Origin of the sequence: Paenibacillus sp. FSL R7-0128 (assembly GCF_038002245.1) — a bacterium.
Lineage (GTDB): Bacteria > Bacillota > Bacilli > Paenibacillales > Paenibacillaceae > Paenibacillus_AQ > Paenibacillus_AQ silagei.
In genome coordinates this window covers 3,330,647-3,347,828 of the sequence record NZ_JBBOCD010000001.1, presented here as the reverse complement: position 1 = coordinate 3,347,828, position 17,182 = coordinate 3,330,647, and the positions used below count along the sequence as shown (strand labels likewise).

Annotated in this window: 11 protein-coding genes; all 11 read right to left on the bottom strand. The window is 54.4% G+C overall.

What is annotated here, in order from left to right:
* Window positions 1-27: 27 nt before the first annotated feature.
* The 11 genes from NST26_RS13695 to NST26_RS13645 all read right to left on the bottom strand — a co-directional run bounded on the left by NST26_RS13695 (window position 28) and on the right by NST26_RS13645 (window position 17,006).
* Window positions 28-2,373, bottom strand: coding sequence for a DUF5682 family protein (locus tag NST26_RS13695; RefSeq protein WP_340953393.1), 2,346 nt, complete (start codon window positions 2,371-2,373; stop codon window positions 28-30).
* Window positions 2,370-3,473 carry an AAA family ATPase gene (locus tag NST26_RS13690; protein WP_076074576.1) on the bottom strand — a complete coding sequence of 368 codons (1,104 nt, stop codon included), beginning with the start codon at window positions 3,471-3,473 and terminating at the stop codon, window positions 2,370-2,372. Before NST26_RS13690 ends, NST26_RS13695 begins: the two co-directional genes overlap by 4 nt.
* An 83-nt stretch (window positions 3,474-3,556) precedes the next feature.
* On the bottom strand, window positions 3,557-5,413 hold the full coding sequence (locus tag NST26_RS13685) for a HEAT repeat domain-containing protein (RefSeq protein WP_340953394.1): 1,857 nt from the start codon (window positions 5,411-5,413) through the stop codon (window positions 3,557-3,559).
* A 49-nt stretch (window positions 5,414-5,462) separates the two neighbouring features.
* Entirely contained in the window at window positions 5,463-6,908 is a 1,446-nt protein-coding gene (locus NST26_RS13680; protein ID WP_036729202.1) for an SWIM zinc finger family protein, read from the bottom strand.
* A 409-nt stretch (window positions 6,909-7,317) separates the two neighbouring features.
* On the bottom strand, window positions 7,318-7,920 hold the full coding sequence (locus tag NST26_RS13675; RefSeq protein WP_076074553.1) for a response regulator transcription factor: 603 nt from the start codon (window positions 7,918-7,920) through the stop codon (window positions 7,318-7,320).
* Complete coding sequence (locus NST26_RS13670; protein WP_340953395.1) at window positions 7,917-9,056, bottom strand: sensor histidine kinase; 1,140 nt, start codon at window positions 9,054-9,056, stop codon at window positions 7,917-7,919. The genes NST26_RS13675 and NST26_RS13670 overlap by 4 nt, the downstream gene beginning before the upstream one ends.
* A 166-nt stretch (window positions 9,057-9,222) precedes the next feature.
* A complete protein-coding gene (locus NST26_RS13665; protein WP_076074548.1) occupies window positions 9,223-10,290 on the bottom strand; it encodes a fatty acid desaturase in 1,068 nt (355 codons plus the stop codon).
* Between the two features lie 116 nt (window positions 10,291-10,406).
* A complete protein-coding gene (locus NST26_RS13660) occupies window positions 10,407-11,618 on the bottom strand; it encodes an MFS transporter (RefSeq protein ID WP_340953397.1) in 1,212 nt (403 codons plus the stop codon).
* A gap of 665 nt (window positions 11,619-12,283) precedes the next feature.
* Entirely contained in the window at window positions 12,284-13,879 is a 1,596-nt protein-coding gene (locus tag NST26_RS13655) for a response regulator (protein ID WP_340953398.1), read from the bottom strand.
* A 17-nt stretch (window positions 13,880-13,896) separates the two neighbouring features.
* Entirely contained in the window at window positions 13,897-15,264 is a 1,368-nt protein-coding gene (locus NST26_RS13650) for an ABC transporter substrate-binding protein (RefSeq protein ID WP_036729212.1), read from the bottom strand.
* Window positions 15,265-15,278: 14 nt separating this feature from the next.
* Complete coding sequence (locus NST26_RS13645; RefSeq protein WP_036729213.1) at window positions 15,279-17,006, bottom strand: cache domain-containing sensor histidine kinase; 1,728 nt, start codon at window positions 17,004-17,006, stop codon at window positions 15,279-15,281.
* Window positions 17,007-17,182: the final 176 nt, after the last annotated feature.

Genomic DNA, 17,182 nt, shown 5'->3' with positions numbered 1-17,182 from the left:
CTCTTCCTTCAGCTCTTCTTCACCCATCTATAGATCCCCGAAGTCAAAATCATTCAGATCATCCAGCATTTTGGCTTCCTCCTCCTTCAGTTCTCCTGTCAGAATCTCGGCGGCCTGCTCTGTGTTCACGCCCCACAGCTCACCCAGCAGCTCAGCGATCATCGTCTTCTCACGCGGGGAGAAGGTACTGAACGCCCGGCGCAGGAAGACCAGCGCACGCTTGAATTCCTCATCCTCCAAGGCGTTGATATAGTCATTTAGCTGCTCCCACAGGCTCATTCGCGACAACAGACCATAGCGGTTACGCATGGACAACCCTTCGAACCAGCCTGCCCCGAGGTCCGCCGGTATCCCCGGAGACAAGCGGCGCGACACCTCCGCCGCTACCTCCCCGGCAGGGATGGCTCCACGCTCCATCAGGATCGCGCAGGCGAAGCCCGACAGCCGCGGGTTGCGGTCATCCCGCTGCGCCAGCTGCAGCAGCTCCTGCAGCCATAGAGCTGTATCCGCAATCTCGCTATGCTCCTGCGAGATGTTATTCAGGTCATTCATTGCACTTATCATCAGCGCCGCCGCTTCATCATTGCAGCCGCTGGCATCCAGCAGGAACAGGCAGCCCCGGCGGAACAGCTCCTCCAGCAGCGGTACGAACGGGGCCGTATCCACCTTGCGGATGTCGCCATAACCGATGATCTTGGCCAGCTCTCTGGCCGCTGTGGCAATCGAGACGACATCGCGGCTATCCACCGCAAGGCGCTGCAGCACGCGGCTGCTCTCCTCCATCTGCGTGGTCATGGCACATTCGCAGGCGGTGACAATCAGCGCAGAGGCCTCAGCGATAGAGCTGCATTCCAGCAGCTTCTCGCGCAGCACGTAGGCTGCCGCCACCTCAATGGTCTCGCCCAGCAATGTAGACTCCACGATCTCAATCTCTACCTCCGGCGCCCACTGGAGGACCCAGTGCTCCGCCCAGGTCGCCCCGGACTGGCCGCTCGGCACATTCCGGGCGAAGTGGATGCCGAGCAGCTCCAGCCGGTGGAACAGCACCGAGCGGTGCAGATCGAGATAAGCCGCTTCACTGCTTGACACCCGGCGGTTCTCGCGCAGATCCAGCGTCAGGTCACTGGCTACAGTCGATCTGTACTTCTCCAGCTTGTAGCGCTTCAGCAGCCGGTTCAGGTCATCCTGAATCGGCGTCTGGCTGACGCCATCGGCCAGCCTTCCGATATTCGTACCGACATCCACCCGGGCCAGCGAATCGGCGATAACGGCCAGATCACCGTGGCCGAGCAAGGTCTGTGCGGCATCGCGCAGATCGCGCAGCGTAGGTGCGCTTCCGCCGTGCAGTGCCGCCAGCGACTCTGCCAGCCGCACCGCTTCAATCACTTCGGCCGTGGAGCGGTGCGTCCCTGCTCTGCGCACCATCCGGGCTACAGAGGAGAGATAGAGATGGGGCAGCTCCTCAGCGCGGCCTGAGGCCATCAGCTCCCACATCATCTGGAAGTAGTGCGGAGCCGCGTTGCCCGCACCGTAACCCGACATAGTGGAGAGCTTATAGTAGGAATACGGCATCAGCGTCAGCTTGGTAGAGCGTGTAGGTAATGACGCAAGCTCCGTATCGCTCATTCCCTCCGAGAGATCAGCCAGTGCGGCGGCGTGGTATGCACCGCAGATCACAACAATCTTCTCAGGCAGATGCCCTTCTTCAATCTTGAGCTTAATTCTCCGCCTCATGTAAGATTCGCGCAACGCGTTATAAGCATATTCCCGCGGCTGCTCTGCACGCTCCGAGGACTCCGACAGCTCCCGCATCTGGGCAGAGAAGGCCAGAATCGCGGCGCGGTATGCGCCGCTGCTGGCGTTATGCTCGTAATTACGCTCCCAGTACATATCATAGTCATGCTCACCGGCAAGCCGGGCAATCCGGCTGTATACGGACTCCGGCTCACTGACTTCCTCTTCCGCCGGCTCCCCCTGTTCTTCAGCCACAGGCTTCAGCTCCGTGCGTCCGCCGGCATCCTGTCGTAACGCATCCTGCAGCCCCAGCGTTACAGAGGAAGGCAGGTCGATGAACTCTGCCTGTGCTCCATGCTCCTGTGCCCATTTCATCCCCTGATATTCCGGGGAATACACAGCGAACGGCCAGAGTACCGTCCGTACGGGCAGATCCTCGGTGAAGGCCAGAATAGCTACCGGCGGCTTCGTTACCGCATGGGTTAAATGACGGATCTCTCCGCTTGCATCACTCGGCCCCTCAATCAGCACGGCGGTCGGCTGCAGCTCGTTCAAATATTCCAGGACATGCCTGGCACCGCCCGGAGACAGATGCCGGACTCCGAAGACATGAACGCCGGCAACCGCTGCCCTGCTCACTCGTTCATCTCCTTGCAGGCTTGATAGAGTCCGCGCCAGTCCGCTCCTTTTTTCTTCATTACATTATCCAGATATTCCTTCCACACCAGCTTATCCTTGTCGTCATCCTTGACGATCGCCCCTTGGAGTCCCGCTGCCAGATCCTCGTCGGTCAGTTCTCCGCTCCCGAAGCTTGCCGCCAGAGCCATGCTGTTCGTCAGCAGCGAGATGGCTTCTGCCGTGGAGATTACACCGGCTGGAGTCTTCACCTTCTCCTTCTTGTCGAGCGTCATGCCGCTGCGCAGCTCGCGGAAGATGGTGACCACCTTAAGCAGCGCTTCATCCGCCGGAACAGCAGCCTGCAGCTCATAGGAGGAGGCAATCTCGCCGACACGCTTCTTCACAATGGACAGCTCCGTCTCAAGGTCCGATGGCGCAGGCAGCACAATGATATTGAAGCGCCGCTTCAAGGCAGCGGACATCTCATTGACTCCGCGGTCCCGGGTATTTGCAGTGGCAATAATCGAGAAGCCCTTGCGGGCACTGGTCTCCTTGCCCAGCTCCGGCACAGAGATCGTCTTCTCCGACAGAATCGAGATCAGCGCGTCCTGTACCTCGGAAGCACAGCGGGAGATTTCCTCGAACCGGGCAATGCCGCCGTCCTCCATCGCCCGCATAATCGGGCTCTTGACCAGCGCTTCCGGCGTTGGACCGTTCGCCAGGAGCATGGCATAGTTCCAGGAATAGCGTACATGCTCTTCGCTTGTTCCCGCTGTCCCCTGAACAACCATGCCTGAGTTGCCATAGATTGCCGCCGCCAGATTCTCGGACAGCCAGGATTTCGCCGTGCCCGGCTCCCCGATCAGCAGCAGTGCCCGGTCAGTGACCAGCGTGGCAACCGCCATCTCGATCAGTCGGGTGTTGCCGATGTATTTCGGCGTAATCACGGTCTTGCCCGCCTTGCCGCCAGTAATGAACGTGAGAACTGAACGCGGGGACATCTGCCATCCGGCCGGAATACGCCCGGTGTCCTCCTTGCGCAGAGCCTCCAGCTCATCCTGGTACAGGATTTCGGCAGGCAGACGCATGTAATCCTGAAGCTGATCTTGTTCTGTTGACATGTACACCTCTCCTTGCAACTGTTTTGTGAAAAGCTAAAGTTAAGAATGTATGGCTTCGAGGAACAGGGTAGCTGTTATAAGGGTCAGGTATTCTTGGCACTCCGCAGGCTGGCCAGCACATATTCCAGCTGCTGCTTGCATTCATATCTATAGTTGGGAATAACCGCTTCCACACGGCTGGCATAGCTGGCAGGGAAGCGCTCCATCATTTTAAATATATACAATTCGAAGGTATACGGGTTATGAGGACTCTTAGTCTCCAGGGCACTCATCAACAGTTCCAGACGCTCCGGCTCAGGCACCCCGGCCCTTTCCAGTCCCTTGAAGATGTTGGGAATGAAATCACTGGCACGGCGTTTGGACAGGTCCTGCAGCTTATCAACCAGAAAGTTCCGCACGCCCTTGTGACCCGGCCGGGCAAAGGCACTGGCCAGATTCACAGCATTGTGCTGGATGAACCAGTCCAGCCAGCGGGGGTCCCAAGCTGCGGCAATCTCCTCAACCGGAAGCATCTCCCTGCTGTAAGGCTGTCTGATTCCCGCTGCATCCCACTCTACTTCATAATTCCGCCGGCGGATATCCACAACCTGATCCTCAATGGTATTAATCAGCAGCTGGGAGCGCTGAGCCGCATCCTTGGCTTCCTTACCCACAAGCGCTTTGAGTTTATCCAAGAAGGTTCCGCCGGCGAACCGGTCGAATAGCTCCTTCGGACTTATAGACTGCTGGGCGGCATGGAAATAATGCGGCAGGAAACGCACGCTCCGCTTCTCCAGCTCTGCAAGCTCTGCCAGAGCAGCACCGTCTGGAGTTTTCTCTTTATACAAGGCTGCGTGGTCCAAAAGCGGAATCCAGCCCAGTGACGAGAACCGGGGATACTCTTGAAGGATATAGCTGTAGATTTCATCCAGCTGCGGACTCCGTACCCGGCGAAGAGCGGTAAGGAAGGGAAGAAGCTCATTCCATATCTTGTCTGTCAGCTTCACGCCGTCATTTTTCTGCGGGGCTGCCTGCAGCTCCTCCATGAATAATGCCGCCAGACGGGCACTCACCTCTGCGGAATGCCCGTCCGCCAGCACTCTGCCCAGAATCTCGCGGTCCTTCTTTTGGATGAATGCCTCAACCAGCCGTTCCCCTCCCTGTAACGTACCGCCTGCCGCCAGCGCCGCATAGGCCGCTTCGCGGATGGCTTTCTTCTTGTCAGTGGACCACTCCAGCAGGTTGGGCGTGAATTGTTCATAACCGCCCAGGCATTTGATGGCTGCAGCGCGGACCTCCTCACTTCCACTCTCGGCAGCGTGGAAGATCTTATCCAGGTATTCGTCTGCACCGACCTTCCAGATTACCTCCAGTTTGCGGACCTCACTTCTTCCCCCTGAGAGATTAAGACTCTCCAGCAGGTGGCTGGCAATGACCGGCCCGTAGGACGGGAGAATATGATTCATCGCATATTCCGCCAGCTCCGCATACGGGTCGTTCAGCGCAGAGACCGCCAGCGGCAGCAATCGCAGATCCTGGAAGACCCCATCCTTATACGCATCCACTACAATCTCATATCTGCCGCTTCCGGTAGTGGTGAGTGCTTCCAGCACAGGCGCAAGCTTCCGGTAAGTCTGATTCGTCTGCAGGGTGAACTTCCGGACCGGCAAGGGTCCGGGAGTTCCGTCCACGGTTGTCGTTCCCTGAGTGTACAGAACGGACTCCAGCAGCAGGGTATTCTCCTGCAATTGAATGCCCGGGGCAGGACCGTCCGGGCTCCCCGGTTCAATCAGTGCCGTGATTCCCTCGCCTAACTTCTTAAAGACTGGTGACCGCTCGCCTAGCTGCTGAAATTGCGGAAGCAGCCGCTTCAGGCGGAAATCTTCGGCCGCCAGCTCACTTCCGGCAATATACAGTCTTCTGTATTCCTGATGCAGCTCCTGCAATAACGCTGTGCTCATGGATTGTCCTCCCATATGAATAAAGGTTTGTGGATTATGTTGAATTACTCTAGTACAGCAGACGAACGATCTCTTCGTCCTTAATGACACTTAGCGGCTGGGCACGCAGACGTCCCTGGTCCAGGTCATGCTCGAACATGACCAGAACTGTACAATCTTCGCGGGCGCCTGCCGGAAGGAACGGCAGCAGCTCCACTGTGCCCTGCGGCATCGACGGAATATCCTCCAGAAGGAGCCTTGTGCCTTCCCCGTCAGTCATAACATACTGGCCGTTCTCTGTGACGCCCAGAGCTGCGGCATGCAGCAGCATGACCGGCTGCTTGTCGCTCAGCGGGTTCTTGATCTGGTTCTTCACCTTCTTGAAGACCTCCGAATATGAACGGTGAGCCTTGGCGGCCGCCCGCTCAAGATCCGTGCCTTGCACCGGTCTTGAAGACATGGACTCGTACCTAATCCGGGCATTCATATCCCCGGGATAGGTGTACAGCTGTGGAACCACGGCAATGTCGAAGAAGCTGTCTTCCTCACGCATCAGCTTCGCCGCCTTGTAAGGGCGGTAGTTAAAGGTCCGGCGGATCTCCCCGGCTTCCGCAGAGAGATCCAGCCAAAAGCCAAGGTCTACGAACTCCTGGCGGGCCGCATCGTTGTAGCTGTAGAAGGATAACTGCAGCAGCTCTGCCCCCTCCTTCACCAGCCCGTATTCCTTCAACTCGCTAAGCTGCCAGGCATGGCCCAGCCATTCATCAATGGTGGATTCATGATCCAGCGCCAGCTCCGGGTCCTCGCTCCGGGCCAGCAGATACGTCCGGCCCTTCTTGATAAATGCGTGTAGCCGTGTCAGCTGCTCCACCGCATATGTATAGTTTTGCTCCTGATCGTTGCCGCTGAACATCATATTCGCGAAGCGGCGCAGCTCAATCTGCGCCCCGGACAAATAATAGTTCCCGAGCTGCTTCACATGCCCCTGAAGCGTCTTGGCCGCAGACTTGTCAATTGTGGACAGGCCACTGCGCACGAAGGAGAGTACCAGCTTCTCCAGCAGGTCAAGCCCTTCGAGCTGCGCGTTGATTTTTTTCTTCAGGGCGGATTTGTTAACCTTCTTCGGCTTGGACTCTGCTCCTTCAGCCGCCTGCTTCACCTTGTTCTCTTCCCGCTTCTCCGCCTTCTCGCGCTTCGATGCGATGTCCTCGGGAACCGGGGCAGGTGTGAACGTCTGGCCTTCGGTATAGGCATACAGCAGACCTAGTGCGTGCTTGCAGGGGAATTGGCGGCTGGGGCAGCTGCAGCGGAAGACCGGGCTGTCTGGTGCGATGAAGTCCACTGAGCACTCATAGGGCGTTTTGCCGCTTCCGGCACATTTTCCGAATAATAGCTCTCCGTTCTCCGACTGATGGAGCTCCACAAAGCTCTTTTTGCGGACCAGCCCCTGGCCGTTCTTGATCGCAGCAGCATTGGGTGCAAGTGAATCGACGTACGTGGATGTTAGCTCTGGCAAATTAGATTCCTCCCGGCTGAATTAGGATGTAAGCAGAATGAATGAACGTGCATACGGGGCACAAGTATTTATTACCCAGCTTCACATGAAACGACTACAAATAAGATCATATGTTTGCATTTATTTTAACAAATCTTAGCGTCCGATCCAATAGAGTAACCGCTTTCAGATGAAAAATGGGTGATAGGTCCTAGATTCGCTTCTGGTCAAGCTCCGTTCTAAGCGGTTTATGTACACTCTATAGCCGACAAGTGGAAACGGCTTTGCCGTCCTTTTAAAGGACGGTACCGTTTCAGCGAGAAATAGAAGGATAAGTTATCGTGTGCAACATATAAATTCTTATATTTACAAAAAAACGGCCAGCCCTCCTAAAAGACAGCTGCCGTTCCTGCTTCCCCGCAGGGATATTTTATTTGAACCAGCCCTTCTCCTTAAACCGCGTAATCGCCTCAATCCGGTTGCCCACATCCAGCTTGTCCAGAATGACCGAGATATAGTTGCGGACCGTTCCGGTGGTGATATAGAGCTGGCTGGCGATCTCCTTCGTGTTCTTGCCGTCTGCGATCAGCCCCAGCACTTCCTTCTCCCGCTCGGTCAGCGGATTCGCTTCCTTGCTGTAGGCTTCATCCATCAGCTCCGGCGCGTACATCCGTTTGCCGTCCATGACACTGCGGATCGACAGCGCCAGCTCCTCGCTGGGACTGTCCTTAAGCAGATAGGCATCCACTCCGGCCTTGACCGCACGCTCGAAGTACCCTGCCCGGGCAAACGTGGTCAGAATCATGATTTTGCAGCCTGCCCCCTTCAGGGCTTCTGCCGCTTCCAGGCCCGTCATAGCCGGCATTTCAATATCCATAATACAGATATCCGGCTGTAGCTGCTTCACCAGCTTCACAGCCTCTTCCCCGTTGCCCGCCTTGCCGACCACCCTCATGTCTTCCTCCAGGTCCAGCAGCGCCGACAGCGCTCCCAGCAGCATCCGCTGGTCTTCAGCTATCACGATTGATATCATTGCGCGTTCACCTCCATGTCCGGCTGCTGCGACGCATTCGGCACCTTAATCACTACTGTAGTTCCTTCATCCTGGATCACTTCCATCGAACCGTTCACGAACTCAAGCCGCTCCCGCATTCCCTGCAGGCCATGCCCCTTATGATACAGCTTGGTCCCTTCAATCCCTCCGCCGTTGTCCTTCACCTTGATGACCAGATCGGTCCGTGAAGATTCAATCTGTATCCGGCACAGCGAGGCGCCGCTATGCTTCACCACGTTGGTTACCGCCTCCTTCATGCACATGCTCAGCACATTCTCGGTAATCAGCGAGGTATTAGTCAGAACGGGATCACCCTCCAGTATATAACCGATCTCCGCCGCCTGGAGGAATTGCCGGATGCGCACCAGCTCATCTTCAACCCGGATGCCCCGCATCTGTGTGATCATCTCCCGGACTTCCTTAAGCGCGCTGCGGGCGGTTACGCGGACATCGTTAATTTCGATCATGGCCTGTGCCGGATTCTTGGTGATCAGCTTGCCGGCCAGGTCACTCTTCAGTCCGATCAGTGACAGGCGTTGTCCCAGCGTATCATGCAGATCCCGGGAGATCCGCTGACGCTCTTCCATAATGCCCAGCTCGGAGATCCGTTTGTTGGCATCCTCCAGCTGTTCCTCCAGCTTATCCTGCCTGTTGCGGTTATAGGTTGTGACCGGAAGCAGCACCACGGCAATAATACTGACCAGCACGAACGGCAGCTGCGAGAGGAATACGGGATTGCGCATAATCAGCTCATAGTTAATGGCTACAATCGTCGTCAGCAGATGGATCGGATAGAGGGTGAAGAAGGCCGCTCTTTTCTGAATATTCCCGATAAAAAAAGCCAAAAACAGCGCAAAGTACATGTACCCGAACAGCAGCGTCATCGTAACAGAAACTATCATCTGCACACTGGTCCAGAAATAGACCACCCAGCCCCTGGACTTAAACGACAGCACGTAGCAGGCGAAGAAGACCATAATCATCAGGATGCCATACACCCAGCGGTCCGCCGAGGAGGATCGGAAGATAAAATAGAACGGAAGAATGTAAAAAACAACCCATACATAAGGGCTCAGTCCCGTACTTTTATGAAAAATATGATGCCACTTCTGCATGTTAGCCATCCTTTTTGCCAGCAAGTTTATACCCCCATTTTAACATAAACCAGCCTCCGACCGGCAACTACCTTCGAAACAACCTGTGTGTATTCTAAAAAGAAAGACCAGACCCGGCATCCTGCTCCCCGGATCTGTCTTTCTGCATGTTATCATGTTACCGCTTCTATTCGCTCTGGAACCCAGGTTTGATTACCTTCAGCCCCTCTTTCACGGCAGGCTCACTCTTCCGCAAGCGCTGCTTCAACTGCTTGAAGCTGAGGAAGACCTTATGCTCTTCATCCCAAAGACGGTATTTCAGCGCTTCGAGACTGGTGCTGAGTGTAATGGTGGTTGCCTTTTGCAAAGGCGGGCTGGCATTGTGAGCCAATTCCAGATTATAATTCGGCACCTTCGGACTCAAGTGATGCACATGGTGAAATCCGATATTGCCGGTAATCCATTGTAGCAGCTTCGGCAGCTTATAGTAAGAGCTTCCTTCTACAGCGGCGTTCACGTAGCTCCACTCTTCATCATGCTCGAAGTAAGTATGTTCGAACTGGTGCTGTACATAGAACAGCCAGATGCCGAGGAAGCCGGATACGAACACAATCGGCAGCTGTACCAGCAGGAACGCCTGCCAGCCTATGAGCAGAATGATTCCAGCATATAGACCCACAATGGACACATTGGTCAGGTACGTATTCATCCGTTCCTTGCGTCTTGCCCCTTTGGCATTGAACCGGTACTGGATGAGGAATACGGCAATCGGTCCGATGACGAACATTACCAGCGGGTTACGGTAGATCCGGTAATAGAGCCGCTGGAGCGGCTTGGCAGCCACATATTCATCCACCGTCATGATCCAGATATCCCCGATGCCTCTTTTGTCGAGATTGCTGCTTCCGGCGTGATGAATCGAATGACTGTGCTTCCACTGGCGGTAAGGGACCAGGGTAAGCACACCGGTGATGGTGCCGACAATATCATTGGCCTTGCGGTTCTTGAAGAACGACCCATGACAGCAGTCATGAAAAATAATAAAGGTGCGGATGACAAAGCCGGCAGCCGGAATAGCGAACAGCAGCGTCAGCCAGTAGGACACGGATAAGCTTAAGTATGCGGCGGTCCATAATAGCACCAGGGGCCCAAGCGTATTAATGAGCTGTTTTATGCTCGTGTTGAGGTCTGTTTTCTCGTAAGGGGCTACGCTTTTCTTCAATGTAGAGAGCTGGGGTATCTGGTTGTTGGTCATCGGGATCGGTTCCTCCTCGGATGCATCCATTCAAGGATACTTCTTATATTTCAAGTATAAAGAAAGAAGTGTCATCCCCGTAAGTCATAAATATCAACTCTGATGTATGACAAATGTCATAGTCGGCTCTGGAGTGCTTGTCTGCCCGCCTCCTTCGTTCTGAGCAGCGGCAGCAGAATCAGCACCGCAATCAGGAACAGTACGCCGCTCCCTGTGAAGACTGCAGATAGGGAGAGCGTGCCTTTGGCGTAGCCGGCTACAGACATTCCGATCACCATGAAGCCCATGAACATCGGCCCCATAATGCCGCCCACCCTGCCCATATAAGCAGTCTCTGTGTGACGGAGCAGCAGGGTATTGATACCGATATGAATACAAGGGTAAAAGAATCCGCTAACCGTCTGGAGCACCAGCGTGAGCGCTGTGTGATGCGACCAGCCTACCCCTACCGTTCCTGCCGCACTGATCAGCAGGCCCAGGGATAACATTGTCTGCGGCTTCATAGTTTTGCCTTTACTCATAATAAACATTCCACCCAGCAGCATCGCCGCTCCATTCGCCATCATCACCCACTGCAGGAAGCCTTTGTCTCTGCCCAGATTCTCCATAATGATGAAGACACCCAGCGGCTGAACCAGTCCGGCGGCAAGCCCGGCGAAGGCAAACGTTACTCCAAGGTTCTTCAGTACCCGGCTTGCACGCACATAATTCAGTCCGGATATCATCTCCGCCAGGAACCCGCTGCGGGCCTGTCCGGTCTCCTCCCTCCGTTCAGCGGGCAGCTTGACCAGAATGAGCGCCGAGCCGATGAACATCCCGCCCATCACAGCAAGTGAGACCTCAATGCCGTAATGACTATAGATGAATGTGCCGATCACCGGACCAATGACCATGAAGAAGGCTGTAAGCGACTGAAACATGGCCATTACACTCTGCAGCTGCTCTTCAGGCACATGCTGCTTAAGCAGCTTCATCGCCGAAGGCTGTGAGAACTGGGACAGGATGGCAGATACCAGCGTTGCGAACAGTAAGGCCCTCCATGAGCCCGACAGCACCACCAGCAACACAGCAAAGACTGAGCAAGCGGACAGCAGATCACTTACGATCATGGTCCGTTTGGGCCGCCAGCGGTCTGCGAAGGTTCCCCCGATGATGGCGAACAGAAACAGCGGGCCGTATTCAGCCACCGAAATAAGCGAGACATAATAAGGATCATTGTGCGTAATCTCCGTCACATACAGCAGAATCGCAAAATTCCGCACCCACACCCCGAGCTGCAATAGCACATTTGACAGCATAATCGTCCGTACATACTTGTTACTTAACACGTTAACATCCTCCATTATTCAATATTAAACTAAATAGATGTATATCTAATATGTTTATTAATATATAGATGTTTTATTTATTTGTCTATATATTTAAGGATAATATTATCATTCGTCTATTAATTATAGTAGCATGATTAATCCTTCCAACACAGAAGCAGTAATGATGAACGAAAAGCAGCCCCTGTTCGCCACCTTAGTTGGATTTTATACACTTAATAAATCCGTTTTTCTTTCCGTAAGAAGATTACGTGGATTTTTGTCATCTAATTCGACCCCATTCCGCTAAAGCTCCAATTTCGCTTCCAGTAAGTGTCGTTTATCCAACTGCTTCACCGGTTTCAAAGATTTCGGCTGAAAGAGTTGGAGTTTTTCCACTTATATAAGACGCACTTAAGTTTTGAACTTGAAGCTTCGCCGTCACTGCGGTGAGCATTTGGACTTCCGGCCGCTGCCCGTCACCAGATTTCTTGATTAATCCCGCTCTTCAAGGATGTAGCAAATTAATCAGCATTAACGCCTTGAACGACAAAAAAAGCACCCATTAGCTTAGGTGCTTAGTCGCTTAGGTGCTTAGATTCTTAGTTGCTCAGACTCTTAGGCCGATTCCTTATCCGGCCTTTATGTATATCCTGCGTTTACTCAGCTTCTTGCCTGCCGGTCTGCTAAGCCTGCTTCACATGCTCCTCACGGTACTCTGTGGGCGTCTTGCCGGTCGCTTTTTTGAATACCTGGGTGAAGTATCTCGGGTCCTGATAGCCGACCAGCGGTGCGACCTGATACACTTTCACATTGCTGCTGCGCAGAATGTATTTGGCGTTCTCCATCCGGCAGTGGGTGACGAATTCGAGGAACGTGTAGCCGGAGATTTGCTTGAACAGAGTGCAGAAATGGCTGATGCTCAGATCGGCCACCTCGGATACCTCCTCGATGCTGAGATCCTTATGGTAATTGGATTCAATGTACCGCTGGACCTTCTCAATGATGCTCCGTCCGTCCTCCCGTGCTGCGGTCTTATGACTCTGCTCCAGCCAGTCGCGGAAGGTGGTCTTCAGGACATTCATCATGTCCGGCAACGTGCCCAGTCCGTTCAGCTTGCTGAACAGCCCTTCAATGGACCAGTCATTATGTGTATTCAGATGTTCGAATTGCCGGTATAACACCACACTCATCTCAATCATCAGGCGCTCCGCCAGCGGCTGGGGCAAGCTCTGGGCTTCAATGAAAACGGACATCTCGTCAAAAAGAGTCAGCATCCGCTCCATATTCAGAGTACGGATGCTCTCAATCAGCGACAGCTCCAGCTCCTTCGGATACTGCACCTCGCGGTTGCCTGCCGCTGCTGTCTCCTCTTCCAGGAAGACACCGGCCTGACCGGAATAGAAGCGCTGGTACAGCGCCTGGGAGGCTAACGGGTATACCGTGCTAAGCTGATCAATCCCGCTGGTGCTTCTGCTGATGCCGACAGAGCAGTTCAGCTTGGAGTAGCGCTTGATTCCGGCTATAAGCTGCTCCCCGAGTTCCCGCTTATCATCATTCAGGCTGGCCGGGAAGAGCAGAATCCATTCTCCGTTATAGAACGGGAAGATAGACAATGCCCCGTTCGTAAGCGACCACTCCTCCAGGATATTGCGCACGGCAAACAGCCACAGACGCTTCTCCTCGGCGCTCCATTGCGCCGTCAAGGCCGCGTAGTCGTCCAGACGGACCACGGCCATGAAGTATTCTCCCTCCAGCTCGCTGTTCTCCAGCCACGCAAGGTGCTGCAGCGGCCGCGGATTGCCCAGCGTGAATTCGGCCAGCATGCGCTCGCGGGCCAGCAGCGACAGGGTCTGCACCGAGAGCATTAGCTGCTCGTTCTCCTTCTGGCGGTCCAGGCGCTCCCTGGCCCGCTTAAGCATCTCCACCAGCTCGTCATGGTCAATCGGCTTCAGCAAGTAATCAAAAGCCCCCAGCCGCAGGGCCTCCCTGGCATATTCGAATTCCCCGTAGCCGCTGATGAAAATGAAGATCAGCTTGGCGCTGCGCGGCAGAACCTCCTTCATCAGCGTGATCCCGTCAATCACCGGCATGCGGATGTCGCTTATAATGATGTGTGGTGCGGTCTGCTGAATCTGCTGCAAGGCGGCCTCCCCGTTCTTCGCTTCCCCCACAATGCTCAGGCCCAGCTCATCCCATGGAATCGCAACCTTCAGGCTGCGCAGTATAATCGGCTCATCATCTACGAGCAGTACCTTATATTTCTCCTGCTGCTCCTTCATCACTTACACCCCCAGGCTTATTGACCCGAAGAACTCCGGATCAGATTCCAATACTGCTTGGACGCATCCTGCAGCTGCTGCAAGGCCTGCTCCGCCTGCAGCCCTCCGTCAATCATCTCCTCGATGACACTAAGGAAGGTCTTCTTCACTTCAGGCGATAACAGATTGTCATACGGGACGAAGCTCTGCTCATTCTCCTCCATCATATCCATCACCTGGGCAAAGACCGGTCCGGTCTTCTCCGGGTCAAATGCAATCCGCATCGACGGAATTCGGAGACCCTCATAGACAATCCGCGTCTGAATCTCTTTCGTATAGAAGCCCTTCATCAATTCAAGTGCCGCTGTCCGCTTCGCTCCGGTGAGGCTCGAAGACAGCCCGATGCCAATCGTATACCCTCCGGCGATAGACGGCTCTGTGCCGGCCTCCCGCGCGGGGAAGGGAATGACTCCAACCCGGCTCTGGAAATCGTCCGGGGCATTGTCCCCCGAGAATAAATTGATATCCCAGTTGCCGTTCAGATACATGGCTGCCCTGCCTTCAGTGAACAGACGGACCGCACCCTCGGTGGAGGTATCATTAGAGTCCTCACTGAAATAGCCTGCCTTCACCCATCTGTTCAGATGCCGGAACGCTTCCAGGTAGCCACTGTTCTGGAAGCTCGACATATCCTCGCCAGTAACCAGCTTCTGAATCAACTCCGGTCCGGCGTAGCGGTCCATCAGATAATGGGCGAATATCCCCGCAGGCCAGCGGTCTTCATTCCCCAGCGCAAACGGGATATACCCCGCTGCCTTCAGCTTCGCCATCACCGTATCCAGCTCGGCCAACGTAGCCGGAGTGTTAATGCCTAGCTTGGTGAAGATTTTTTTATTGTAATAGAGCGGTTCCGCATTGCCCTCGATAGGCAGTCCGTAGATATGATTGTTGAACGTCCAGAGATGCAGATCCTTGAACTGGTTGCTGAGACCGTTCTGGGCAGTGAAATCGGTCAGATCCATCAGCCGGGCTGAACGCACGTAGGGCTCGATCTCCGCTCCGCCGAACAGGACGAACATATCGGGCGGTGTGCCGGTTACCATCTCACTCTTCAGCTTCTGCTCCCGGTGGATATTCTGGTCCAGCCCCTCGAAGTTCACCTTCACATTCGGATGGCTCTCCTGGTAGCTGCGCACAACCTCCTCGAAGATCGCCAGCAGCGGCCGGTCATGCTCCTTGATCCAGAAATGCCGGAAGGTCAATGTGATCTTCTCGGGCGAAGTATCCTCAATCTGCTCCCGGTCCTCCTGCATAATGAACCATACGGCGCCGGACATCAGCACAATATAGAGGAGAATCCATCCCCAGTTGGTCAACCATCGGAGCACATGTCGCTGATCTTTCATTTGGCTTCTCCCTCTCATGACGGCTGTATCCTCGGAATCCGGATGCAGATGGCTGATCCGAAGCCCGGTGAGGAGCAGACCAGAATGCCATAGGGATTGCCGAACCGGATGTTCAGGCGCTCATGCACATTTTTCAGCCCAACCCCGCTGTCGCTGTATTTCTTGGGATTGCTCCGCTCCTTGTTCCACTGGCTCATCAGCACCTCAAGATCGAAGCCCGGCCCGTTATCCTTCACAATAATGATAATATCCTTGCCGTTCTCCTGGGCGGTGACTGTAATGGTCCCGTGCTCCTCCATCTGCTCAATGGCATGATACAAAGCGTTCTCCACAATCGGCTGAACAATCAGCTTCTGGGTCATCACGTATTTCAGCGGCTCCGGCAAGTCCAGCTCATAGGAGAATTTGTCCTCGAACCGGAACTTCTGGATATCCAAGTAATGGCGGACATGCTCGAACTCCATCTGCAGCGGGATCAGCTCCTGATTCTGGCTGATGCTGATCCGCAGCAGCCGGCCGAGCGAGATGACCATTTTGCTGATATCCCGGTTGCCTGCCAACACCGCCATGGAGTTGATCGATTCCAGTGAATTATAGATGAAATGCGGGTTGATCTGGGCCATCAGCGCCTGCATCTCCGCTTCCTTTTTGCGTCCCTGCTCGGTCTGGACCTGGTCAATCAGCTCGTTGATCTGCGAGCTCATCCGGTTGAAGCCGTCAATCAGGGAATCGCTCTCATCATTGGCCCGCAGCGGTACCGGAATCGGGGTGAAGATCCCCTGCTTGACCCGCTTCATGCCGTTCACGGCGCTGTTAATGCTGCGGACAAGCCTGCGGATGAAATAACGGTCGAACAGGAAGGCCGACAGCAGCGACACCATGCCGAGAATAATCGCAATATTGCGGATGGAGACCGATTCAGAGGAGATCAGGTTCATCGGCGTAATGGCCGCCAGATACCAGTCCGCGTTATGTGAAGGCAGGAAAGTGATCAGTGACCGCTCCCCTTGATAATTGTCAATGTAATAGTCCTGCTCCTGGTTATAATTCTCCTGCAAAAAAGGAAAATCCGTCCGTTCCCCGATATGCTCCCCGGACTTGTTAAAGACGATATTGCCCTGCTTGTTGACCAGCAGGATATCCCCTTTCTTCAGGGTCGCAGCCTCCCAGAAAATCTGATCAAGCAGATCCGGCTTCACATATACAACCAGATAGCCGATATCCTCCAGCGAATAATAGTCCTTAATCACTCTGGCATGGACCAGCACCGGCTTATCGCCGCTGGCCGAGCCGTTCTCTCCGGGACCGGACCAGACAGGACGCCCTTCGGCAGCCTCCATGGCTCCGAACCAGACCTGCTTGTGCATATCCGCAAAAGACATCGGCGCATTGTATTGGTACAGCAGCCGGTCTTTCCCGTACAGGCTGAACGAGGTGATCATCGGATGGTTAATCAGCAGGTTGTTGATTTCCTGCTTGCGGTCATAGGTGAGGACGAAATTCTGCTGCTTCAGCGACTGCTGGATCGCAGGCTGCGTAATAGCTGAATTGGTGATCGATGAAATCTCACTGAGGGCGAACTTCAGCTTGCGGTCCGTCTCCAGCAGGGAGATCCAGTAGAAATTACTTGATTTCTTCTCCATAGCATTCGAATAATTCACATACGTCACAATCCCCATGACAATCACGGGAATGAATACAAGAAGAATAATAGCGAACAAGATTTTGCGGCGGAGCTTCATGACGGGTCCCTTCCTCCTGCGGTCTCTGTCCAAATAGAAGAATTCATAGGTTTCACACGATAACTTATCCTTCTATTTCTCGCTGAAACGAATGCCGTCCTTAAAAGGACGGCAAAACCGTTTCCACTTGATTATTATTCTTCACAGCATTCTGTAAATCCTCTTACTTATTGAAT